Here is a 22,097-nt window from a genome sequence, read left to right as displayed (position 1 = left end):
TCCGCTTCACCGCCATCGCAAATCCCTCCAAGCAATAATCGAAGTGAATCACAATGCCAGAATTGCGCAACAGGCCCCTGAGGGGGGAGAGGTGGCGCTGCGAAGCAGCGACGGAGTGGGGGAAGGCGCTCCCCGAACGCGCAGCCGCCGCAAAGCTGGCACAACGCAGCGAGCGCGAAAGCTCCGCCAAGCGGGCAACCAAGCAGAGGCATTGCTTTGGCTTGAACTGAAAGCGCGCAAGCTTGGCGGTCATCGCTTTACCCGTCAGCTCTCCATCGGCCCCTTCTACCCAAACTTCGCATGCGGCGAAAATCGGCTCGTCATCGAGGTCGATGGATCCCAGCACGCCGACAGTCCCTATGGGCGCCGCCGCGACGATTTTCTGCGCGCGCAGGGCTATTCGATCCTGCGTGTCTGGAGCCACGATGTCCTGAAACATCGTACTTCCGTCTGTAAGACCATCCTAGCCGCGCTTGATGGCAGGCTCTCCGAAAACATTGCTGAATCCGACCTGAACTTTGTTTTCACGCCCCATTCATTCGATTCAATCTCTTCAAAAACGGATCTATCTTCATGAAATCCCATGTAAAAGCGGTCGTCATCGGCGGCGGCGTCGTCGGCTGCTCGGTGCTCTATCATCTTGCCAAGGCCGGCTGGACCGACATCATGCTGATCGAGCGCTCGGAGCTCACCTCGGGCTCATCCTGGCACGCGGCGGGCGGCTTCCATACACTGAACGGCGATCCGAACGTCGCCAAGCTGCAGGCCTATACGGTGCAACTCTACAAGGAGATCGAGGAGATCTCGGGCCAATCCTGCTCGCTGCACCTGACAGGCGGCGTGATGTTGGCCGATACGCCCGAGCGCATGGACTTCCTGCGGCTGGCCCACGCCAAGGGCCGCTATCTCGGCATGGACACCGAACTGATCACGCCGTCCGAAGCCAAGGCGATGTTCCCGCTGATGGACGAGACCAATTTCGTCGGCGCCATGTGGGATCCGGTTGAAGGCCACCTCGACCCCTCCGGCACCACCATCGCCTATTCCAAGGCGGCGAAAAAACTCGGCGCCGAAATCGTGCTGCGCAACCGCGTGGTCGACCTGACGCAGCAGCCGGACGGCACCTGGAATGTCGTCACCGAACAGGGCACGGTTCACGCCGAGCATGTCGTCAACTGCGGCGGCCTGTGGGCGCGCGAGATCGGCCGCATGGTCGGCGTCGAGCTGCCGGTGCTGGCCATGGAGCACATGTATCTGCTTACCGAACCGATGCCGGAGGTTGAGGAATTCAACAAGTCGACCGGCCGCGAAATGATCGGCGTGCTCGACTTCAAGGGCGAGATCTACACCCGCCAGGAGCGCAACGGCATCCTGCTCGGTACCTATGAAAAGGCCTGCAAGCCGTGGTCGCCGGTCAACACGCCGTGGGATTTCGGCCATGAACTGCTGCCGCCCGACCTCGACCGCATCGCACCGTCGCTGGAAATCGGCTTCAAGCATTTCCCCGGCATCGAGAAGGCCGGCATCAAGCAGATCATCAACGGCCCCTTCACCTTCGCGCTCGACGGCAACCCGCTGGTCGGTCCGGTTCAGGGACTGACTAATTTCTGGTGTGCCTGCGCCGTGATGGCCGGTTTCAGCCAGGGCGGCGGCGTTGGTCTCGCTCTGTCCAACTGGATGGTCCACGGCGACCCGGGCTTCGACGTCTGGGGCATGGATGTCGCCCGCTTCGGCGAATGGGCCGGCCTGCGCTATACCAACGCCAAGGTGCGCGAAAACTATTCGCGCCGCTTCTCGATCCGCTTCCCCAACGAAGAACTGCCGGCCGCTCGCCCGGCGCAGACGACGCCGCTCTACGACACCATGCTCGCCAACAACGCCGTCATGGGTGACTCGTGGGGCCTCGAAACCCCGCTCTGGTTCGCGCCCAAGGGCAAGGAGCCGAAAGACGTCGTCTCCTTCCACCGCTCCAACGATTTTGGGCCAATCGGCGAGGAAGTGCGCGCCACGCGCGAGCGCGTCGGCGTCACCGAGATCGCCAACTTCGCCAAATACGAAGTGTCGGGACCGGGTGCGGAAGAGTTCCTCAACCGGCTGATGACCAACCGCATGCCGAAGACCGGTCGCATCGTGCTGACGCCGATGATCAACGAGTTCGGCAAGCTGATCGGCGACTTCACCATCGCCAAGGCCGGCGCGGACCGCTTCATGATCTGGGGTTCGTCGGCGGCGCAGAAGTACCACATGCGCTGGTTCGAAAAGCACCTGCCCAAAGACGGATCGGTGCGCATCCACCGTTTCGACCAGACACTGGTCGGCCTGTCGATCGCCGGTCCGAAATCCCGCGACCTCTTGCAGAAACTGGTCGATGTCGACATTTCGACCAAGGCCTTCCGCTTCATGGATTTCCGCGACATGGCGGTCGGCGGCGCGCCCTGCCTGGTCAACCGCATCACCTACACCGGCGACCTCGGCTATGAGATCTGGATGGCGCCGGCCTATGAGCGCCTCGTCTATAAAGCAATCAAGGATGCCGGCGAAGAATTCGGCGTCGTCGATTTTGGCATGCGCGCCTTGCTGTCGATGCGTCTGGAAAAGAACTTCCCAACCTGGTTCCGCGAGTTGCGGCCGATCTACGGGCCGTTCGAAGGCTCGATGGACCGCTTCATCAAGCTCGAGAAGAACGGCTTCATCGGCCGTGAAGCGGCCGCCAAGGAACAGGCGGAAGGGCCAAAACTGCGCCGCGTCTCCTTCATCGTCGATGCAGCGGACGCCGACGTAATGGGCGACGAGCCGATCTGGGCCAAGGTCAGCAAGGATTATGGCACGGTGGAAAAGCCACATGGCTACGGTGCGCCGCGCTTCGACACATCAGGCCAGGAAATACGCGGTTCAAAGGCCGCCGAAGGCGCGTCCGCCGTGCGCGGCATCGTCGATGGCGACTGGCGCGTGGTCGGCTGGGTGACGTCGGGCGGCTATGCGCATTACGTCCAGAAGTCGATGGCGCAAGGCTATGTGCCGGCAGCCCTCGCCGAGGATGAAAGTGCCGGATTGTTCGAGATCGAGATTCTTGGGTCCCGCCGCCCGGCCCGCATCAATGTCGAAGCGCCTTTCGACCCCAGCGGCGAGAAGATGCGAACCTGAGGTTTCGTCATGGATAGCGGGGCGCCAAAGGGAAGCTTCGGCCGCCACCGCAAGATCATGCCGTTTGTATCAGGCTCGATCGAAGCGTTGCGCGAAGCCTCCCGGGAGAAGGCGGCGGCGCTCAACCAGCATGTGCTGGGCTATGGTGCACAAGCTGAAGCAGAATGGGCGGCGGCAGGTATTGCCGCGCCCGACCTGCCGGCGATGCGAAAATACCGGCTCGAGCGCATCCGTGCCGAGCTGAAGCGCCGCGGTTACGCCGGCGCCTTGCTCTATGACCCCGTCAACATCCGCTACGCGGCCGATTCTACCAATATGCAGCTCTGGGTCGCGCACAACCCGACGCGGCATTGCTTCGTCGCCACCGACGGGCCGGTGGTGCTGTTCGACTACTTTTCCTGCGAACACCTGTCAGACCATTCCGGCATCGTCGACGAAGTGCGGCCGGCGGTGTCGTGGATGTATCTCTACAGCGGCGAACTGACCGAGCAAAAAGTCCGCCGTTGGGCCACCGGTATCGCCGATCTGATCAGGGAGCACGGCGGCGGCAACAGCCGCATCGCCGTCGACCACATCAACCCGGAAGGCGTCGAGGAACTGGCGCGCCTTGGTGTTTCAATCGGCAATGGCGAAGCGGTGATGGAGAACGCCCGCTTGTTAAAATCGCCGGACGAAATCCTCGCCATGCGCCGCGCAATCGTCGCTTGCGAAGCGGCCATGGGCGAGATGGAACATGCGCTCAAGCCCGGTATCTCCGAAAACGAATTGTGGGCCGAACTCCATCGCGGCAACATCGCGCGCGGCGGCGAATGGATCGAAACGCGGCTGCTGACGTCGGGACCGCGCACCAATCCGTGGTTCCAGGAATGTTCGTCGCGGAACATCGAGACGGGCGACCTGGTCGCCTTCGACACCGACCTGATCGGCCCCTACGGCTTCTGCGCCGATCTCTCGCGCACCTGGCTGTGCGGCGATACAAAGCCGACCAACGAACAACGCGACCTGTTCCGCATCGCAGCCGATCAGATCGAACACAACATCGCGTTGATGCAGCCCGGCGTCTCGTTCCGCGACCTTGTCGAACGCTCAGCCATCCCGCCGGGAGACTGCTTCCCGACCCGCTACGGCGTGCTCTACCACGGCGTTGGATTGGCCGACGAATATCCAACCTTGCCGCATGCCAGTGACTGGACGCCAGACACGCCCGATGGCGTGCTTGAACCAGGCATGGTGCTGTGCGTGGAAAGCTATATCGGCCGGCTGGGCGGCCGCGAAGGCGTCAAGATCGAGGAGCAGATCCTGATCACCGAGACCGGCAACGAGAAGCTTTCAACCTACCCGTTGGATGCGAGGCTGCTCGGCTAGTCCAGCAAGCGCTTCGCGCATCGAGTGCAGGGTCTTTTCCGGCGTCGTCCTGGCGGTGATGTAAGGCAGGCCTTTGCGTCGTGCCGTCCAGCCGACGATCACGACCTTGCGCGCCGCCGGCTCGAAACGCTGCGCCAGCGCCCAGCTTTCGCAGTCGATCGCCGCGATATCCGCTCTGCCTTCGGCGACCGCCACGATCGAGTCGCGATGGCCGCCGCTTTCGCCGCTCGATGAAAATATGTCCAGGTTTTCGCCGGCCGCTTCAAGGTCGCGCGTCAGCGCGATGATGCCCGACATGGAATCGAGGCTGTTGAAGGTAAAGCGCCTGTCTCGGATGAGATCGAGCGGCAGCAAGGCCTTGCCGTCGGCGGGCGACCGAACCTCCGGTCCCTCGCCTGCCCGCATAACCAGCGCGCTCGAATAGAGTTCGCCCTGTCCGCCCTCATAGGCGTCATAACTTGGCTGGCCAACCACCTGCACATGCCGGGACAGGCCGAGTTCCATCGGCCCCCAGCAGGCCTGCGCGAACAACAGTGCCGGATGCAGCCAGAGCTTATGGGAATCGAGTTCATCCGGCGGCAGCGTCGCCGGATCCGGAGCAATCAGGCCCCCCTGAGCCTCATGGATACCACCCGGCACGACCGGCAGGTCGCCATTGCGGCGCACAATGCTTTGCGGCGCATCGATACCCTTCCGCCGGAAGGCATCGCGCAACACCGCCCATTGGGCGTCGACCTCGTTACGCGCCTCCGGCCAGTCATACATCGGCAACGCCGCAATCAATTCGCTCATGCCGATATCAAACCACCATGCCGGGATAAAGGATCGCAAAAACGCGGCGCCCAATCAGAATTGGCCGACACGGTATCCACTCTACGCGCGGATACTATTCCTTGGGCGGTTCGGCGGGAACCGGCGCGCTGCCAAGCCCACTGATGCTGCGCGCCCTGACGCGCGGCTTGAACGCCCTGCCCGGCTCGGGCGCGCGCCGCAGAACCGGATGCACGATCGGCTCCTTGGCCTTGAAGGCATAGGATCTGAGCAGCGCGAAATAGTTCGGGTAGGCATAGCCATTGTTCATCCGCAGCCAATCCTCGCGCCGGTCACGGAACAGTTTCGGCAGCCGGTACCAGGCGATGGTCGGGCTCTTGTGATGGACAAAATGCAGATTGTTGTTGAGGAACAGGAGCGACAGCGGCGAGCGCTCGACAATCACCGTGCGGCCTTCCGGATGCTCCGACCACTGATGCTCGGCATAGGTGCGGATCGAGATCAGCGACTGGCCGAGCCAGACCGGCACCAGCACATAGAGCCAAACCGGCATGCCGAACCCGAACTGCACGACCGGCAGCACCACGACGAGGCCGATCGCATGCAGCAGCCAGGCCTTGCGGATCGCCTTGTCGCCGGCGATCGCCTGCTTGGCGTCGTCGATGAAGAAGCCGATGCAGGACAGCCATGGCCCCAGCACGAGGCGACCGGCCATCGTGTTGTTGACCTTCAGCACGAATTTCATCAGCGGCGGCAATTCTTCGTGATGCCACAGAGCCTTATAGTAGCTCTCGGGATCGTCCAGCGGATCGGTCAGCCGCTCGTCCGCATGGTGGCGCAGGTGAATGGTCTTGAAGCGACGGAACGGCCAGGCAAGGCCGATCGGCAGGAAGACGAAAGCTTCGTTGATGAGGGCGTTGCGGGTCGGGTGACCATGCAGCACTTCATGCATGATCGAGGACTGCAGAGCCAGCGTAAGGGCCATAACGACAAGGGCCAGGATGGGATAGGATGGCCAGAGGAAGAGACCGGCAACGAACCAGACACCGTAGCAGAAGAAAGCGAGAACCACGGTCGGCCATTCGATGGCCGGTCTGCTGCTTCGCCGAATGCTCTTGCCAGTCATGCTATCGACCACTGTCCCTCAGTCGCCGGAACCCCAACTGGTTCCTGACAGCATTGTGTCAGGAGAAGTGATTCCACTCAACGCGACAAAGTGCACAAAATGTTGCGATTGCGCATTTTTGACCGCATATGTTGCACATTGTGAACAAACTTAGGGATTCGTTTACGCCTCAAGCGCCTATTCACCGGGCTCGAGCGCAAATTTTTCCTCCAGAAGACGGAAGCAAAGGTATGGACAAACGCGATCTGTCGACGATCTTCCGGGAGCGTCTGAAGCTCCTCCTGACAAGGTCCGACCTCAACCAGTCGGCTTTCGCGTCAGCAGTCGGCATCGATCGGTCGGCGCTGTCGCAACTGATGTCGGGCGCCTCGACGCGCCTGCCGCGCGCTGAAACGCTGCTCAACATCGCCGCCGAATTCAAGGTGTCGCTGGATTGGCTGCTTGGCCTCAGCCAGGACGAAGGCGTGACCGGCGAAATCCGCGAAAGCCTCGAGATCGAGGAAGCGCCCGACGGCTTCGACCGCACGCTGCTGGCAAAATGGTTCGCTGAAGCGGCCGGCACCAAGATCCGTTATGTGCCGGCCGGCATTCCCGATCTCCTGCGCACTCGCGCGCTCGTCGACTACGAGGCCAACATCACCAATAGGAGCCGCCTGGCGCAGGCCAGCGAGACGCAATACCGCATCGAATACAACCGGCGTCCGGAAACCGACATGGAAGTCTGCATGCCGCGCCACACGCTGGAGATTTTCGCCCGCGGCCTCGGTGTGTGGGACCGTTTCCCGGCGGCAGACCGCCAGCAGCAACTCGCCCATATGGCGACGCTGCTCGACGACCTCTATCCGACCTTCCGCCTGTTCCTCTACGACGGCCGCATGCGCTATTCCATCCCGCTCACCATCTTCGGCCCCTACCGCGCCGCCATCTATGTCGGCGACATGTATGTGGTGCTGAACGCCACCCAGCCGGTCCAGGCCCTGACCCGACACTTCGACAATCTGATCCGCGCCGCCGACATCAACCCGCACGAAGCGGCCGCTTTCGCACGCAATCTGGCCGGCATGTCGTTCGCAGCAGGCACTGTCTGAGCGCGCTGGATACCGGGGGATCGTCAGATCCGCCTCTATGCCTGCCATTCCGACGTCGCAATTTGATTGACTAGACATAAAGACTTCTTTATATCCTTATTCGAATTCCAGGACATGAAAGCCAATCCGATGATGCCCAATCCGATCGATGCCCTGCTGGCTGAAAAGGGTGTGCTGCTGGCCGATGGCGCCACGGGCACCAATTTATTCGCCATGGGTCTGGAGGCCGGTGAGGCGCCGGAACTGCTGAACGAAACCGCGCCCGACACCATCACCCGCCTGCACCAGAATTTTGTCGACGCCGGCGCCGACATCATCCTGACCAACTCCTTCGGCGGCACCCGCCACCGGCTGAAGCTGCACCATGCGCAGGATCGCGTCCATGCGCTGAACAAGCGCGCGGCCGAGATTGCGCGGGCCGTTGCCGACAAGGCTGGCCGCAAGGTGATCGTCGCCGGTTCGGTCGGCCCAACCGGCGAATTGCTGGTGCCGCTTGGCGCCATGACCTATGACGAGGCGGTTGACGCCTTTGCCGAGCAGATCGAGGGCCTCAAGGAAGGTGGCGCCGAGGTCGCCTGGATCGAGACCATGTCGGCGCCCGACGAAATCCGCGCCGCTGCCGAAGCCGCCATCCGCGTCGGCATGCCCTACACCTATACCGGCTCCTTCGACACCGCCGGCCGCACCATGATGGGCCTGCTGCCGAAGGATATCCACGGCGTCGCCGATGGCCTGTCGCAAGCCCCGCTCGGCGTTGGCGCCAATTGCGGCGTTGGCGCCTCCGACATTCTGGCCTCGCTGCTCCACATGACCGAGGCGAAGCCGGAGGCGACCGTCATTGTCAAGGGCAATTGCGGCATCCCTGAATTCCGTGGCACCGAGATCCACTATTCCGGCACGCCGGAATTGATGGCCGACTATGTCCGGCTCGCCGTGGATGGCGGCGCCAAGATCATCGGCGGCTGCTGCGGCACCTCGTTTCAGCATCTTGCCGCGATGCGCAAGGCACTCGACGCCCACACCAGGGCGGATCGTCCGACGGTCGAAAAAATCGTCGAGCGCATCGGCCCGATGCGCAATAAGGTGGCGACGGCAAACACCGCCGAGACCAGCGAAGCCCGCCGCGAGCGGCGCCGCGGCCGCGCTTGACGCGATTTCTTAACGGCTATTCGGTGTTGTCGGCGTAGCTCGACTGCGCCGACTTGAAATCGACGATACTGTCGCCGCGCATTGTCGCAAGCGCACCCGATGCACCGGGATCGGTGATCTGCTCCAGCATGGCGCGGAAGCGGTCGTTGGTCAGTGCCGACATGGCGGTATGACGCGCCTGCGCGACATCATCGCTGATGCGTCTGGATTCGGCAGACGGGGCTGATGAAATCGCCGAAGCATCCCGTGCCGGCGGAGTCGAGTTGGCGATGGTTCTGATTTGCAATTCCGGCTCCCTCAAGCCTTAGACATAACCGGCGTAACGAGAGGAAATTGCGATCCGGTACCGGAAATGCAGCGCAATTTAATGATCCGGCGCGCTGCCCTAGGATCTGTTGAGATTCAGGTCAGGCCGAGCCGAAAACAGTGACTTTCGAGAACCGGAGCGGAGCGTACTTAGGTACGTGAGCACCGGAAGCGCAGGAAGCCACTGTTTGCAGGCCGGCATCACCTGAATATCAACAGATCCGAAAAAAGGCCGGCAAGGGAAAGTATCCCTCGCCGGCCTGCCTCACCCGCCCGTGGGCCGGTTATCAGAACGATCCCATCATCTGAAAGAAACCGGCCTTCATCGCCACTACCGGTTGCCGCCCAGCGCCGAGGCAAGGCGCACAAGCGAAAGGAACTCGGACCTGTACCCAAACGGGTCGGCTCCTCGGGCGGCAGTGGCAATCTCCATGATCTTGTCGTAGCCGAACTTCGCGGTCGCATCCTCGTCGCGCAGCTTCTGGCCGAAGGCCGCGACCGCGACGGAGAAACGCTGGTCGGTGCTCGCCTGGTCGAAGGACGACACCTCGTTGGCCGAGGTTACCGGCGTGGTGATCAGCTTCGAGACATCCTCGTTCGGCAGCTTGTAGCGGATCTTGACGAAGGCATATTCGCCCGCATTGGCAACGCCGCCATTGTTCACCGTGGCCTGGCCATAGCGCAGCGGATCGATCTGCTCGCCGCCACCGCCTTTGGGCGTGATCTCATAGATCGCGGTGACCGAATGCCCCGAGCCGATATCGCCGGCATCGACGCGGTCATTGTTGAAATCCTCACGGTTGAGCGCCCGGGTCTCGTAGCCGATCAGTCGATATTCGGAGACCTTGTCCGGGTTGAACTCGACCTGGATCTTCACATCCTTGGCGATGGTGAACAGCGTCGAGGACGTGTCCTCGACCAGCACCTTCTCGGCCTCGGCCAGCGTGTCGATATAGGCGGCGGTGCCGTTGCCGTTCTGGGCAATGGTCTGCATCATTTCATCGTTCAGATTGCCGCGGCCGAAACCGAAAACCGACAGGAATACACCGGTCTTGCGCTCGCTCTCGATCAGCCGCTTGAGATCATCGTCATCGGTCTGGCCGACATTGAAGTCGCCGTCGGTGGCAAGCATCACCCGGTTGACGCCGTCCTTGACGAAGGACTGCTGGGCAAGCTTGTAGGCTTCCTTGATGCCGGCCTCACCTGCCGTCGAGCCGCCGGGCTGCAGATTGTCGATGGCATTGAGGATCTTGTCCTTCTCGGCAACCTTTGTCGGCATCAACACGGTGCCGGCGTCACCCGCATAGGTGACGATCGAGATCGTGTCGTCGGCCTTGAGCTTGCTGACCAGCAGCCGGAACGCCGACTTGAGCAGCGGCAGCTTGTCCGGTTCGTCCATCGAGCCCGACACGTCGATCAGGAAGACCAGATTGGCCTTCGGCTGCTCGGTCGGCTTGATGTCGAAACCCTTGATGGCGACATGCATTAGCTTGGTGTGCGCGTTCCACGGCGTCGGCATGACGCTGACGGTCGAGTTGAACGGTGTCGAGGCCGAGTCCGGCCCCTTCCAGTCATAGGGGAAGTAATTGATCATCTCCTCGACGCGGACCGTATCGGCCTGCGGCAGGTAGCCCTGCTTCAGCGAGCCGCGCACGAAGGAGTAGGAGGCCGTGTCGACGTCGATCGAGAAGGTCGAGACCGGATCCTCGAGTGCGGCATGCACCGGGTTGGTCTTGAAATCCTCGATACGGTCGCGGTTTTCCTCTTGCGGCTGCATCTGGTCGGCCGGGATGGCCGCCGGCTGCTGCGGGGCCACAAGCTTGGACTCGGCTCCCTGGACGCGACTGGTCCGCGCGGCATCGGGCGCGGTTGGCATGAGACCGGCACTCTCCCGTGAAACTTCACCGGTGGGTGCAGGCGCCGGCCTGGAGGCTCGCAAAGTCCCAGACTCCATCTCCTTGCCGCTGTAAGTCTTCAGGTCAAGCCTCGACGATACAGTGGGGCTCACCGGCGCGTTCGGTTGTGCTGCGCCACCGGCGGCAGTCGATTCGGATTTCGGCGGTGCGGCCGGCGCGAGGGCATCGCTGGCATCGCGACTTTCCAGATCCGCGTCGGCCTTCTTGTCCTTGGCCGGCACAGTGGTCACGGCCGGCTCATTGACGGCCTGATCTCCCGGTGCCTGCTTGGGCAATGGCTTCAGCGTCGCTGGCTTGTCGGCCAGCGTCTCGGTGATCTTCTCGTCGCCGCCGAACGGCGAAGGCTGTTCCCTCAGCATATGGAAGGTGGCGTATCCGGCGATCGGCAGGGCGACGAGCCCGGCGATGGCCGGCGTGGCAATGAGTTTCTTTTGCATGATCTCGCTCCAGAGCTTTTGTGCTCGCTCTGTGAGACGAAGGCCGCCGACTGATCCTTGGGTGACGGCGGAAATATTCTGCTGGTCATAAGCGCGCAGGGCGGCCTCGAAGGCGCGCGCCTTCGCGCTCTCGCCGGGCACCGGTATTGCCGCGTCGCGCAGCTTTCTGAGTTCGTTGTCGTCGACCATGGTCACACTTCCCCGGCTGAACGCATCAACGTCTTCAGCCGTTTCTTCGCTTCATGGATGTGCCAGGAAACCGTCGTCTCGGAGATCGCCATCGCCTCGGCGGCGGCCGCGTGGCTCAAACCTTCGCCATAGACAAGCATCACGGCATCGCGCTGCTTGTCGGGCAATTGCCGCACCGCCGCCCACAGCGCCTCGGCGGGGTCTTCGCTCTCGGCCGGGGCCTCGCCCGAAATCAGCGCATGGACGCCATAGGCCTCGGTCTTGACGGTCTCGCGCGCGGTCTTGCGCATCATGTCGCGCGCGGCGTTCATCGTCATGGTATAGAGCCATGTCGTGAACGCGCCGCCGCCGCGATAATCGCGGATCGCCTTGCCGAGCCGGACACAGACTTCCTGGGCGATGTCTTCGGCATCGGCCTTCCTGCCGCACCAGCGATAGGCGGCGCGATAGACGAAGTCGTAGTGACGCTCCAGCAACTTGCCGAAGGCCCCCCTGTCTCCGCCCTTCGCCCGCCCGATCAGCTCGGCGTCGGAGGCTTCGCTCACATCCAGCATCATCGCCATCATTTGCCCGTTGGACGAAGGCTAATGGCTAATCCTTGGGGTGATGGAAAGATTTTTTCGAATTGGGACTTTTGCACCTGGAGCGGGTTGAGATTCAGGGCAGGCCGGCTCCACCAGGATATCAACACGCCTGGCCCGCCGCCCAGCCCGACGACCACGCCCATTGGAAATTATAGCCGCCGAGCCAACCCGTGACGTCGACGACTTCACCGATGAAGAACAGTCCGGGTATCGATTTCGCCTGCATCGTCTTCTGGTCGAGGCCATTGGTGTCTACCCCGCCAAGCGTCACTTCGGCCGTACGGTAGCCCTCCGAACCGGCCGGCTTGATGCGCCAGTCGTTGACCGCGGCCTCGACGGTTTTGATCTGGGCCTCGGAAAGATCGGCGAGGTTGCCGTCGAGCCCAGTTCGCTCGGCTATCGCCTGTGCCAGCCGTTTCGGCAAATGATTTGCCAGCACGGTCTGCACCGCTTGCCGGCCATTGCCACGCCTGGCGGCGCGGACGAGCTCAGCCACATCCGTGCCCGGCAGCATGGCGACGCGGATTTCATCACCCTCGCGCCAATAGGAGGAGATTTGCAGGATGGATGGCCCACTGACGCCGCGATGCGTGAAGAGCATCGCTTCGGAAAACCGCGTCTTGCCGCAGGCAATCTCGGCGTCGACGGCGTTCCCGGCCAGGGGCGAAAGCCGTTCAAGCGTTTTTGCATCGAAGGTCAGAGGCACCAGGGCAGGCCGTGTTTCGACGATGGCAAGGCCAAACCGTTCGGCAACCTCGTAGCCGAATCCCGTCGCGCCCATCTTGGGGATCGACTTGCCGCCACAGGCCACGACCAGGGACTGGCAAGAGACCGCGCCGGTGGAAAGGGCGAGTTCGAACCCTTGCACGGTTTTGGCGACCGTCTCAACGCGGGTCGACAACACCAGCTCGGCATCCCTGCCCCGCATTTCCGAGACCATCATGTCGATGATCTGGCGCGCGGAGCCGTCACAAAACAGCTGCCCCAGTGTCTTCTCGTGATAGGCGATGCCGTGGCGTTCGACGAGCGCGATGAAGTCGCGTTGCGTATAGCGGCTGAGCGCCGAGATGCAGAAATGCGGATTCCTCGAGATAAAATTCTTCGGGCTCGCATGGATGTTGGTGAAATTGCACCGGCCGCCGCCGGAGATGCGGATCTTTTCGCCAGGTGCCGCCGCATGATCGAGGATCAGCACCGAACGGCCGCGCTTGGCGGCCTCCACGGCGCACATCATTCCGGCGGCGCCGGCGCCGATGATCACGACATCATAGGATTGCATCAGGCTGATCGTTCCCGCATGACCCCGCGCCGCATTAGCCGGGCGAGGCGCTCATTCCGCCTGATACCTCCAATGTGCCGCGCGGCCAACAGGGTGGCGAAGGCTCAGACCAACGTTTCTGCGAACAAGTCAGTCAATCGCTTCCAATGCCGCTCGGCACCGGCTGCATTGAAGACGCCATGGTCGGGCACGCACCAGCCATGCGCCATGCCGACATAATTCTCGATCGCGTGGTCGATTTCAGCGTTCCGAAGCGCCTCTTCCAGCCGCGTCGACTGCTCCGGCGGAAAGCTCCGGTCGACACCGGCCATGCCGACATAGACACGCGCCTTGATGGAGGCCGCCTTGCGGTGCGGACTGTCGGCGGCATCGCTGGCGAGATTGCCGCCATGGAAACTGGCGGCGGCCTTGATCGTGTCTGGATACGTCGCAGCGGCGTTGAGCGCCCGCGCTCCGCCCATGCAATAACCGACGGTGCCGATCGGCCCGGTGACGCCTTCGGCGGACATTGCCTCGAGAAAGCCGCCGCTGTCGCTGATGGTCATCTCCTGCGTCGTGCCGGTGACCAGCGCCATCAGCGCTGTCTTGGTCTTTTCCACGGTGAAGGCGGTCTTGGCGTCGAACGGACCGTAAGGCGCATTGCGATAGAAGAGGTCCGGCACCAGCACCGCATAGCCCTCGCCCGCCAGCCGTTCCGCCATTTGGTCAAGCGCCGGGCGTGGACCGAAAGCGTCCTGATAGAGGATGATGCCAGCTTTGGCTGGAGAGACGTTGGTCGAGCGGAACAGGCCAGCCTTCGCCACGCCGTCACGGGTCTTGATCTGAAGGTCCTGCTTCGCCATTGCCTGCTCCGTTGATCAGATGGGCGATACATATCCGCGCAAGCGGCCGCGGCAAGGCGGTTGCCTGGGTCCGCCAGTCAACATTTCGTGGGATCGCGTGACGCGCTAAAGATCAGCGAATGCAGCCATATGGAAGGCCTGAACCTCTGCCGGATAGCGGTAGCTTGTGCCATAGGGGCAGGCATTGCGGTCAAGGCAACCGCCAGTGCGGCACGGCCCGCCATTCGCTCCCCGAACATGCGCCAGGCAGGGCTGGTAGGCGAACCCTTCCGTGGAATAGGCATCGACCGGGCAGGATTTCAGGCACGGTTTCTCGACACATGCGTCGCAGAGATGGATCGCTTCGCAAGACTGCGGAAGCGCTATCTCCTCCTCGAACAGCAACGCGCCGCGATAGGCATGCCACAGCCCATATTGCGGATGCATGAGGATGCCGAGCGGCGACGGCCTCAGCCCCTCCGCCCGAACAGCCCATTGCTGGAACGGCAGGTAAGGCTTGTCCGACGGCGAAACGGCGCGCGCGCCAAACTTTTCTGCTACAGCGCCAATCACCTGCCGCGACCAGGTGTCGAGCGGATTGGCGATCGCCTGCGGCTGCTCTTCCCGCCAGCGCAGGAAATGCGGCCAAGGCGCGGCACCCGCTTGCCCCACCAGCAGGACGGACTTTGCCGGCGCGCCCGAGACGCCATGAGGGGCACCGTCGTGATGGGGAAAAAGAAAGCCGCCACGCAGGATGAGGCCGTTGGCGCCAAGCGCGGCCGTGATCTCCCCGATCATGCCGCGCACGCAATCATCCCTTCTTGTCCGGATCGGAGAAGGCGCTCCGCCAGACTTCCTTGTGGATGATGTTGGCGACTTTAGCCCCGCCTGACTCGGGCTCCTTTCAGGTGAAGGCGTCGGGCATCGACCCCTTTTTCTTGGCGATGAAGTCCTTCAGGGCTTCGTCGATGCCTTCATCAAGGTGCGGCGCCTCGTAAGTCTCCAGCCAGCGCCGCGCCAGATCGTTGGCACGCTGCGGCGCGGTCTTCTGACCCTCGGCCAGCCACTGCTCATAGGAGTTGTTGTCGGCGATCGACGAGCGGTAGAAGGCGGTCTGGAAATTGGCCTGGGTGTGGTCGCAACCGAGATAGTGGCTGCCCGGGCCGACCTGGCGGATGGCGTCCATCGCCTGGCCGTTTTCCGAAAGATCGACGCCTTCGGAGAATTTTTGGGTCATGCCGAGCTGGTCGATATCCATCATGAATTTTTCGTAGCAGGACGCCAGGCCGCCTTCGAGCCAGCCAGCCGAATGCAGCACGAAATTGGTGCCGGCGAGAATGGTCGAGTTCAGCGTGTTGGCGCTCTCATAAGCTGCCTGCGCGTCCGGGACTTTCGAGGCGCAGAGCGAGCCGCCGGTGCGGAACGGCAAGCCGAGGCGGCGTGCGAGTTGCGCCGCGCCATAGGAGACCAGCGATGGTTCCGGCGTGCCGAAGGTCGGCGCGCCCGACTGCATGGAGATCGACGAGGCGAAGGTGCCGAACAGCACCGGGGCGCCCGGCCGGATCAGCTGCGTGAACGACGCGCCGGCCAGCACTTCGGCCAGGACCTGCGTCAGCGTGCCGGCGACCGTCACCGGGCTCATCGCGCCGGCCAGGATGAACGGCGTGACGATGCAGGCCTGGTTATGACGCGAATAGACCTTCAGGGCGCCAAGCATGGTCTCGTCGAACACCATCGGCGAATTGGCGTTGATCAGGCTGGTCAGCACCGTGTTGTTCTCGACGAAGTCGTCGCCGAAGACGAGCTTGGCCATCGCCACCGTGTCCTCGGCGCGCTCCGGCGCGGTCACCGAACCCATGAACGGCTTGTCGGAATATTTGATGTGCGCGTAGACCATGTCGAGGTGGCGCTTGTTGACCGGCACGTCGACCGGCTCGCACACCGTGCCGCCCGAATGGTGGATCGATGGCGCCATATAGGCGAGCTTCACGAAATTCTGGAAATCCTCGATCGTCGCATAGCGCCTGACGCCGTCGAGATCGCGTACGAAGGGCGGACCATAGACCGGCGCGAACACGGTCGCATTGCCGCCGATCTGCACCGAGCGTTCTGAATTGCGGGCATGCTGGGTGTAGACGGATGGCGCGGTCTTCAAGAGCGAACGGCAGAGCCCCTTGGGAAAATGCACGCGCTCGCCCTTGACGTCGGCGCCGGCCTCTTTCCACAACTGCAACGCTTCCGCGTCATCGCGGAAAATAATGCCGATCTCTTCCAGCACCGTGTCGGTATTCTTCTCGATCAGCGCCAGGCCTTCCTCGTTCAGCACCTCGTAGACGTTGATCTTGCGCTTGATGTAAGTGAGCTGTGTGCCCGGGCCGCCGCCGGAACGCGCCGCGCGCCTTGCCGCCGCTCCGCCGCTGGCGCCGCGCCCACGCCGCGCGTTTGACGCTTCCTGGTCGACTGCCGCGTGTTCGCTCATGATCGCTCTTCCCTGAATATGGCCTGCCTGACTATGGCCGGTCCGTAACCGTTGCGGCCGCATGGCGCGGCTTTCGCCGGATCGTAGCCAAGCACCCTATTCGAAACGGCCCGTCCGCGCCAACGCCTGTCGCAAAATCGACAAGAAATCCGATAGATTTTCCAGTCGCTTTCCTTTTGCGGGAAGTCGCAAATCAGCTATGGATACCCGCCCGTTGCGGGTTAGGTATGAACGCCATTATTTTGTGCCTTGCGACACAGTCGCGATGCCGTGAGGAGCTGGATTAAAATGTCCGACGACGAGATCATCCTTTCCGAACTTTCCGACGACGAGTTGGTGCAGCAGATGCACGACGATCTCTATGACGGTCTGAAGGAAGAAATCGAGGAAGGCACGCGCATCCTGCTCGATCGCGGCTGGGTGCCCTACAAGGTGCTGACCGAGGCGCTGGTCGAGGGCATGCGTATCGTCGGCGAGGATTTTCGCGACGGCATCCTGTTCGTTCCCGAGGTGCTGTTGTCGGCCAATGCGATGAAGGCCGGCATGTTCATCCTGCGCCCTCTGCTCGCCGCCACCGGCGCGCCGAAACAGGGCAAGATGGTGATCGGCACCGTCAAGGGCGACATCCACGACATCGGCAAGAACCTCGTCGGTATGATGATGGAGGGTGCTGGCTTCGACGTCATCGACCTCGGCATCAACAACGCGGTTGAGAAATATCTCGATGCGATCGAGCAGCACCAGCCCGACATCATCGGCATGTCGGCGCTGCTCACCACCACCATGCCCTACATGAAGGTCGTCATCGACACGATGAAGGAAAAGGGCATTCGAGACGACTATGTCGTGCTGGTTGGCGGCGCGCCGCTCAACGAGGAATTCGGCAAGGCCGTCGGCGCCGACGCCTATTGCCGCGACGCCGCGGTGGCGGTCGAGACCGCGAAGGACTTTATGAAGCGCAAGCACAACGTGCGTGCTTCGGCCTGATTGGACAATCCGGCATGGACAATAGAACAAGCCGCGCCTTGCAGCGCGGCTTTTTTGTTCCCAGATGATGGGAAGGCCGCTCGCGGATCAGGGCTTCGTGACGGTGTCCTTGACCGCCCTGGCCGTCGATTTGACGTCCTTGCCGACGCCGCGGACGGTGTTCGCGCAAGCCGTAAGGGCCAGGACGCTGGCAAGAATGGCAATCGGTCCGATGCGTAGCAGTTTCATGGACGGTGTCTCCCTCAATAGATAAATTAGCTTACAGCAACGAAGCTCGGCTTGACTGATCCCATGGCCAAAACACAGAAAACGAAACCGAATCAAAGCGACAGGCTGCTCGTCATCGCCTGCGGGATGATTGCGCGCGAGGTGTTGGCCGTCAAGGAACGGCTCGGGCTGGATCACCTCGAATTGACGTGTTTGCCGGCGGAATTTCATTTCTATCCCGACCGCATCGCGCCAGCCATGGATAAGGCGATCGAGAGGGCCAAGGCGGAAGGTTACGAGCACATCTTCGTCGGCTATGCCGATTGCGGCACTGGCGGCCTGCTTGACCGCGTGTTGGAGAAGCATGGTGTCGAGCGCATGGCCGGCCCGCATTGCTTCGCCTTCTATCAAGGCATGGAGGCCTACGACAAGGTCGGCGACGACGACATGATGTCGTTCTACATGACGGATTTCCTGTGCCGTCAATTCGATGCCTTCTTCATGAAGCCGCTCGGCCTGGACAAGCACCCGGAGCTGATCAAGGACTATTTCGGCAACTACCAGAAGCTGATCTATCTCGCGCAGACCGATGACCCCGAGCTCGACAAGGTCGCGGAAAAGGCCGCTGCCCTCCTTGGCCTTGCCTATGAGCGCCGCTCCACCGGTTTTGGCGACCTGACGCCAGGCCTGGCGCGGGCGGCCGCGAACGCCTGACGGCTCAGGTCCCGTCTTCGGCCGCCAGCGCCGCCAGCACGTCGGCAAACTTGTCCTGCAGGCAAAGCCCAGCCTGTCCCTCGTCCGTGACGCGTCATAGACCCGGTCGATCGAGGGAAACATCGTCCAGCCTTTGCGCGCATAAAGTGCCGGAAATTCGGGAAAATAACGCGCCACGACCGATGGAGCGTCGGCGATCAAGTCGGCGCAATCGTCGGGTTGGAACGGCGTTGGCGCACAGACGATGAAGATGTCGAAGCCGAGTTCCGGTGCCTTCTCCAATGCCGCGACATGCGCCTGCGCCGCGTCGTCCACCGTCAGCCGCCGAAACAGCAGTTCGTTCGCCTTGGTGTTGGCGTCCGACTCCTCGATCGCATGCGCCATGTCGTCGGCCTCGGGGGAAGAAACGTGCCGTGCGCGCAGCACCACCACCCAGCCAACCCGACGACCCCGTGAGCAAGATTCGCATTCGTCACACCATGAATTTCGACCGTGACGCTGTTAAGCACGGATGACAGGCGCCAGCGACCCGGTAAGTTAGCCCCAGACAAAAACAGGGAATCCTTTGATGAACCTCCGCCCCTTGCTTGCCGTTGTCGGCCTGCTCTGCTGCGCTTTGCCCGCCTTTGCCGACGGTCAGGTGCAGAAACTGATCACCGCCGCCGACAAGGCGCGGCTCGACAAATATGGCGACACCCGCAAGGCGGCGCTCGCCGAGGCAAAGGCGGGCAAACCCGCCGAGCTCAAGCAACTCGACACGCTGCTGGGCAAGCCGCTGGTCGCCTTCTCCGACAAGGATCTCACCGGCAATTGGCGGTGCCGCACGATCAAGATCGGCGGACCGAGCCCGCTCGTGATCTATGGCTGGTTCAAATGCAGGGTCACCGATGATGGCTCCGGCTGGCGGCTGGAAAAGATCAGCGGTTCGCAGCGCACCCAGGGCCGCTTCTTCGACGACGGCGACAAGCGCTCGATCTATCTTGGCTCCGGCTCCGTCAACGACGACCTGGCAAAGCCCTATGGCAGCGGCCCGCAAACCGACCAGGTCGGTTACGCCTTCCGCAACAGCGCCAAGGAATGGCGCATCGAATTCCCCGCGCCCTACTACGAATCGAAGCTCGACATCATGGAGTTCAAGCGCTGACCGGGGTCTTCATGCCGTGGTAGGCTTCCGGCATACCAAGGATTAACCCGCCTGCCCTAAAGTCCGGCCACATCAGCCGGTCCTTGGAGCATGGCAAGATCAATGGCGGCGTCGCGACGTTCGATCCAGGGCTGCTATCGAAACAATGGTACCACCCAACGATCTGGTTCTACGTCTGGAGGGCTGAGAACCGGCATCTGATAACGCATCCAGCGTCGGGAACAGCGCAAACTTCGCCGCCATTCCTGCTGCATTGACCCCGTCGCGACATAGGTCGCAAACGAATAAACCCCCCTTTCATTTTACGACATCCAAATGCGTCGCTTTTGAATGCGCGCGCGTCGTCCCATAACAAGCAGCCTTGCGACGCTTTCGGCAATGCTCGGAATATCGAGGAGCGAGAATTCATGGCCGATCTTATCGTCGTCTACTGGCGCGACATCCCTGCCCAGGTCATCGTCAGGAAAGGCCGGCAGAACGCCAAGCGCGAATTGCCGTTGCGCTTCACCGAGGCGATCGACATGTGTGCCATGCGCACCGGCGCCGGTGGCACTGACGACTATCTCGCCGAATGGCGCAAGGCCGAACCGGTTCCGGTCGGTGACGATCTCGAAGCCGAGGTCGAAAAGGCATTCCACGAGCTCGACACGAAATACGACCGCGAGCGGCTGGTCGCTCTGGTCAAGGCGGGCGGAAAAGAAAATGTCTGACGAGAACCCGGCGGTTACCCAGGCCACGCTGGTCAAGAAGGCCGCGCCGAAATCCGACTACAAGCCAGCCGACGTGTCGCCACAGCGCCGCGTGCAGCGCTCGTTCGCGGTGAGACTATGGTCTGTTCGGCACTCGCGATTGCTCGAATGGTTTTATGCCCGTTTTGCCGACATGTTCCTGCTGCTGCATCCCTTGTGGAAGGGTATCGGCTACGGCCGCGTCGAGGCTCCAATCAAATTCGTTGAAAAGCGCGTCAAGGGCTTCATGTTCGACTGCCGCATGTGCGGCCAGTGCATCCTGTCCTCGACCGGCATGTCGTGCCCGATGAATTGCCCCAAGCAGTTGCGCAACGGCCCCTGCGGAGGCGTGCGCGCCAACGGCAATTGCGAGGTCGAGCCCGATATGCCCTGCGTCTGGGTCAAGGCCTGGGAAGGTTCGCAGAACATGGTCAATTCCGACAGGATCCTCACCGTGCAGAAGCCGGTCGACCAGTCCTTGCGCGAAACTTCAGCCTGGCTGCGGGTGACCGCGCAGGCCGCGGCAGCCCGTGAAGCCGCCGCTGCCGCGAAGACCGGAGCCTCCGCATGATCGGCCGCCAGCTCGATGAAAATCCGGCCGGCATCCATTTGCCGCTCGATCCCCTGCCCGGCCACACCTCGCGCGGCCGGCTGGAGCGCGTGCTCAGGCGCGGCGAATTCGCGGTGACCACCGAGCTCAACCCACCCGACAGCGCCGATCCCGAGGATGTCTATAACAGGGCGAAGATATTCGACGGATGGGTCGATGCCATCAACGCGGTCGACGCGTCCGGCGCCAATTGCCATATGTCGTCGGTCGGCATCTGCGCACTGCTGACCCGCATGGGCTACGCCCCGATCATGCAGATCGCCTGCCGCGACAAGAACCGTATCGCCATCCAGGGCGATGTGCTGGGCGGTGCTGCGATGGGCGTCGCCAACATGCTGTGCCTGACCGGCGACGGCGTGCAGGCCGGCGACCAGCCGGGCGCCAAGCCGGTGTTCGATCTCGATTCCATGTCTCTGCTGGAGACCTGCCGCATCATGCGTGACAACGGCAAGTTTCTGTCCGGCCGCAAGCTGACGACGCCCCCGCAGCTGTTCCTGGGCGCTGCCGTCAATCCGTTCGCGCCGCCCTTCGACTTTCGCCCGATCCATCTCGGCAAGAAGATCGCCGCCGGTGCGCAGTTCGTGCAGACGCAGTATTGCTTCGACGTGCCGATGTTCAAGACCTTCATGCAGAAGGCCCGCGATCTCGGCCACACTGAAAAGGTGTTCATCCTGTGCGGCGTCGGCCCGCTCGCTTCAGCCAAGACGGCAAAATGGATCCGCTCCAACGTGCCCGGCATCCATATCCCTGACGCCATCATCAAGCGGCTGGAAGGCGCCCAGGACCAGAAGAAGGAAGGCAAGCAGCTCTGCACCGACATCATCAACGAGGTGAAGGAAATTCCCGGCGTCTCTGGCATCCACGTGATGGCCTATCGCCAGGAGGAATATGTCGCCGAGATCGTCGATGAATCGGGTGTGCTGAAGGGCCGCCAGCCATGGAAGCGTGAGATCCGCCGCGACGACCAGATGGTCGCCGACCGGCTGGACCATATCCTGCACGACGAGATTACCGAAACCCAGGTGGATATGGTGAAGACCGCGCATTGACCCG

Annotated in this window: 21 protein-coding genes; 11 read left to right on the top strand and 10 right to left on the bottom strand. The window is 62.4% G+C overall.

All coding sequences use genetic code 11. The features are described 5' to 3' along the window. The first annotated feature begins 43 nt into the window (after positions 1-43). The 3 genes from FJ960_RS27015 to FJ960_RS27005 are packed head-to-tail and all read left to right on the top strand — an operon-like array spanning position 44 to position 4,509. Positions 44-577 carry a DUF559 domain-containing protein gene (locus tag FJ960_RS27015; protein WP_348642374.1) on the top strand — a complete coding sequence of 178 codons (534 nt, stop codon included), beginning with the start codon at positions 44-46 and terminating at the stop codon, positions 575-577. Continuing rightward, positions 574-3,144, top strand: a complete 2,571-nt coding sequence (locus FJ960_RS27010; RefSeq protein WP_140718118.1) for an FAD-dependent oxidoreductase — start codon at positions 574-576, stop codon at positions 3,142-3,144. The genes FJ960_RS27015 and FJ960_RS27010 overlap by 4 nt, the downstream gene beginning before the upstream one ends. 9 nt (positions 3,145-3,153) lie before the next feature. Continuing rightward, positions 3,154-4,509, top strand: a complete 1,356-nt coding sequence (locus tag FJ960_RS27005) for a Xaa-Pro peptidase family protein (protein WP_140718116.1) — start codon at positions 3,154-3,156, stop codon at positions 4,507-4,509. Here FJ960_RS27005 and FJ960_RS27000 read toward each other — a convergent pair. Both FJ960_RS27000 and FJ960_RS26995 read right to left on the bottom strand, forming a co-directional pair. After that, positions 4,474-5,301, bottom strand: a complete 828-nt coding sequence (locus FJ960_RS27000; RefSeq protein WP_140502651.1) for a PhnD/SsuA/transferrin family substrate-binding protein — start codon at positions 5,299-5,301, stop codon at positions 4,474-4,476. The two genes, FJ960_RS27005 and FJ960_RS27000, sit on opposite strands and share 36 nt — an antisense overlap. 94 nt (positions 5,302-5,395) lie before the next feature. Further along, entirely contained in the window at positions 5,396-6,406 is a 1,011-nt protein-coding gene (locus FJ960_RS26995; protein ID WP_181174336.1) for a fatty acid desaturase, read from the bottom strand. A gap of 230 nt (positions 6,407-6,636) precedes the next feature. On the opposite strand from FJ960_RS26995, the gene FJ960_RS26990 reads away from it, so the two are divergent. Together FJ960_RS26990 and bmt are read left to right on the top strand one after the other, a co-directional pair. Further along, the gene (locus tag FJ960_RS26990) at positions 6,637-7,494 is read left to right on the top strand and encodes a helix-turn-helix transcriptional regulator (protein WP_140502648.1); all 858 of its coding nucleotides are present in this window, start codon (positions 6,637-6,639) and stop codon (positions 7,492-7,494) included. A 132-nt stretch (positions 7,495-7,626) separates the two neighbouring features. Further along, the gene (gene bmt, locus FJ960_RS26985) at positions 7,627-8,643 is read left to right on the top strand and encodes a betaine--homocysteine S-methyltransferase (protein WP_181174337.1); all 1,017 of its coding nucleotides are present in this window, start codon (positions 7,627-7,629) and stop codon (positions 8,641-8,643) included. Positions 8,644-8,659: 16 nt separating this feature from the next. Here bmt and FJ960_RS29630 read toward each other — a convergent pair whose 3' ends face one another. The 7 genes from FJ960_RS29630 to FJ960_RS26950 form a co-directional block, all read right to left on the bottom strand. Next, positions 8,660-8,929: a hypothetical protein gene (locus tag FJ960_RS29630; RefSeq protein ID WP_181174335.1), complete on the bottom strand. Its 270-nt coding sequence runs from the start codon at positions 8,927-8,929 to the stop codon at positions 8,660-8,662. Between the two features lie 351 nt (positions 8,930-9,280). Beyond that, complete coding sequence (locus FJ960_RS26975; RefSeq protein WP_140718111.1) at positions 9,281-11,491, bottom strand: VWA domain-containing protein; 2,211 nt, start codon at positions 11,489-11,491, stop codon at positions 9,281-9,283. Between the two features lie 2 nt (positions 11,492-11,493). After that, a complete protein-coding gene (locus FJ960_RS26970; protein ID WP_140502645.1) occupies positions 11,494-12,054 on the bottom strand; it encodes an RNA polymerase sigma factor in 561 nt (186 codons plus the stop codon). 121 nt (positions 12,055-12,175) lie between these two features. Beyond that, positions 12,176-13,354 (bottom strand): NAD(P)/FAD-dependent oxidoreductase, encoded by a 1,179-nt coding sequence (locus FJ960_RS26965; protein ID WP_140502643.1) that lies wholly within the window; start codon positions 13,352-13,354, stop codon positions 12,176-12,178. 104 nt (positions 13,355-13,458) lie between these two features. After that, positions 13,459-14,196 (bottom strand): dienelactone hydrolase family protein, encoded by a 738-nt coding sequence (locus tag FJ960_RS26960; RefSeq protein WP_140718109.1) that lies wholly within the window; start codon positions 14,194-14,196, stop codon positions 13,459-13,461. 105 nt (positions 14,197-14,301) lie between these two features. Beyond that, on the bottom strand, positions 14,302-14,982 hold the full coding sequence (locus FJ960_RS26955; protein ID WP_181174334.1) for a 4Fe-4S dicluster domain-containing protein: 681 nt from the start codon (positions 14,980-14,982) through the stop codon (positions 14,302-14,304). A 97-nt stretch (positions 14,983-15,079) separates the two neighbouring features. After that, on the bottom strand, positions 15,080-16,654 hold the full coding sequence (locus tag FJ960_RS26950; RefSeq protein ID WP_140718107.1) for a trimethylamine methyltransferase family protein: 1,575 nt from the start codon (positions 16,652-16,654) through the stop codon (positions 15,080-15,082). 288 nt (positions 16,655-16,942) lie between these two features. Here FJ960_RS26950 and FJ960_RS26945 point away from each other — a divergent pair, with 288 nt between their 5' ends. Next, the gene (locus FJ960_RS26945) at positions 16,943-17,641 is read left to right on the top strand and encodes a B12-binding domain-containing protein (protein ID WP_140502640.1); all 699 of its coding nucleotides are present in this window, start codon (positions 16,943-16,945) and stop codon (positions 17,639-17,641) included. A gap of 87 nt (positions 17,642-17,728) precedes the next feature. Here FJ960_RS26945 and FJ960_RS26940 read toward each other — a convergent pair whose 3' ends face one another. Then, entirely contained in the window at positions 17,729-17,869 is a 141-nt protein-coding gene (locus FJ960_RS26940; protein WP_140718106.1) for an entericidin A/B family lipoprotein, read from the bottom strand. 63 nt (positions 17,870-17,932) lie between these two features. Between FJ960_RS26940 and FJ960_RS26935 the strand changes: the two genes are divergently transcribed. From FJ960_RS26935 to FJ960_RS26905, 5 genes are all read left to right on the top strand, one after another. Beyond that, positions 17,933-18,562 carry a DUF1638 domain-containing protein gene (locus tag FJ960_RS26935; protein WP_140502782.1) on the top strand — a complete coding sequence of 210 codons (630 nt, stop codon included), beginning with the start codon at positions 17,933-17,935 and terminating at the stop codon, positions 18,560-18,562. 568 nt (positions 18,563-19,130) lie between these two features. After that, positions 19,131-19,706 (top strand): DUF4893 domain-containing protein, encoded by a 576-nt coding sequence (locus FJ960_RS26925; protein WP_140718104.1) that lies wholly within the window; start codon positions 19,131-19,133, stop codon positions 19,704-19,706. Positions 19,707-20,113: 407 nt separating this feature from the next. Then, positions 20,114-20,416 carry a virulence factor gene (locus FJ960_RS26915; RefSeq protein WP_027145891.1) on the top strand — a complete coding sequence of 101 codons (303 nt, stop codon included), beginning with the start codon at positions 20,114-20,116 and terminating at the stop codon, positions 20,414-20,416. Beyond that, complete coding sequence (locus tag FJ960_RS26910) at positions 20,409-21,005, top strand: methylenetetrahydrofolate reductase C-terminal domain-containing protein (protein ID WP_140502637.1); 597 nt, start codon at positions 20,409-20,411, stop codon at positions 21,003-21,005. The genes FJ960_RS26915 and FJ960_RS26910 overlap by 8 nt, the downstream gene beginning before the upstream one ends. Continuing rightward, a complete protein-coding gene (locus FJ960_RS26905; protein WP_027145889.1) occupies positions 21,002-22,093 on the top strand; it encodes a methylenetetrahydrofolate reductase in 1,092 nt (363 codons plus the stop codon). Before FJ960_RS26910 ends, FJ960_RS26905 begins: the two co-directional genes overlap by 4 nt. The last annotated feature ends 4 nt before the right edge of the window (positions 22,094-22,097 follow it).

Origin of the sequence: Mesorhizobium sp. B2-3-11, assembly GCF_006442215.1 — a bacterium.
In the GTDB taxonomy this organism is placed as follows: Bacteria; Pseudomonadota; Alphaproteobacteria; order Rhizobiales; family Rhizobiaceae; genus Mesorhizobium; species Mesorhizobium salmacidum.
Note: the sequence above shows the minus strand (reverse complement) of the source record. Positions and strands in the feature narration are given on the sequence as shown.

Excerpts from the sequence above, each read along its gene's own strand:
- FJ960_RS26965 (WP_140502643.1), bottom strand. The coding sequence starts at position 13,354 with ATGCAATCCTATGATGTCGTGATCATCGGCGCCGGCGCCGCCGGAATG.
- FJ960_RS26945 (WP_140502640.1), top strand. The coding sequence starts at position 16,943 with ATGTCCGACGACGAGATCATCCTTTCCGAACTTTCCGACGACGAGTTG.
- FJ960_RS26975 (WP_140718111.1), bottom strand. The coding sequence starts at position 11,491 with ATGGTCGACGACAACGAACTCAGAAAGCTGCGCGACGCGGCAATACCG.
- FJ960_RS26990 (WP_140502648.1), top strand. The coding sequence starts at position 6,637 with ATGGACAAACGCGATCTGTCGACGATCTTCCGGGAGCGTCTGAAGCTC.
- FJ960_RS26935 (WP_140502782.1), top strand. The coding sequence starts at position 17,933 with ATGGCCAAAACACAGAAAACGAAACCGAATCAAAGCGACAGGCTGCTC.
- FJ960_RS26910 (WP_140502637.1), top strand. The coding sequence starts at position 20,409 with ATGTCTGACGAGAACCCGGCGGTTACCCAGGCCACGCTGGTCAAGAAG.
- FJ960_RS26940 (WP_140718106.1), bottom strand. The coding sequence starts at position 17,869 with ATGAAACTGCTACGCATCGGACCGATTGCCATTCTTGCCAGCGTCCTG.
- FJ960_RS27010 (WP_140718118.1), top strand. The coding sequence starts at position 574 with ATGAAATCCCATGTAAAAGCGGTCGTCATCGGCGGCGGCGTCGTCGGC.
- FJ960_RS26905 (WP_027145889.1), top strand. The coding sequence starts at position 21,002 with ATGATCGGCCGCCAGCTCGATGAAAATCCGGCCGGCATCCATTTGCCG.
- FJ960_RS26960 (WP_140718109.1), bottom strand. The coding sequence starts at position 14,196 with ATGGCGAAGCAGGACCTTCAGATCAAGACCCGTGACGGCGTGGCGAAG.
- FJ960_RS26970 (WP_140502645.1), bottom strand. The coding sequence starts at position 12,054 with ATGGCGATGATGCTGGATGTGAGCGAAGCCTCCGACGCCGAGCTGATC.
- FJ960_RS27000 (WP_140502651.1), bottom strand. The coding sequence starts at position 5,301 with ATGAGCGAATTGATTGCGGCGTTGCCGATGTATGACTGGCCGGAGGCG.
- FJ960_RS26950 (WP_140718107.1), bottom strand. The coding sequence starts at position 16,654 with ATGAGCGAACACGCGGCAGTCGACCAGGAAGCGTCAAACGCGCGGCGT.
- bmt (WP_181174337.1), top strand. The coding sequence starts at position 7,627 with ATGCCCAATCCGATCGATGCCCTGCTGGCTGAAAAGGGTGTGCTGCTG.
- FJ960_RS26925 (WP_140718104.1), top strand. The coding sequence starts at position 19,131 with ATGAACCTCCGCCCCTTGCTTGCCGTTGTCGGCCTGCTCTGCTGCGCT.
- FJ960_RS26915 (WP_027145891.1), top strand. The coding sequence starts at position 20,114 with ATGGCCGATCTTATCGTCGTCTACTGGCGCGACATCCCTGCCCAGGTC.
- FJ960_RS27005 (WP_140718116.1), top strand. The coding sequence starts at position 3,154 with ATGGATAGCGGGGCGCCAAAGGGAAGCTTCGGCCGCCACCGCAAGATC.
- FJ960_RS26995 (WP_181174336.1), bottom strand. The coding sequence starts at position 6,406 with ATGACTGGCAAGAGCATTCGGCGAAGCAGCAGACCGGCCATCGAATGG.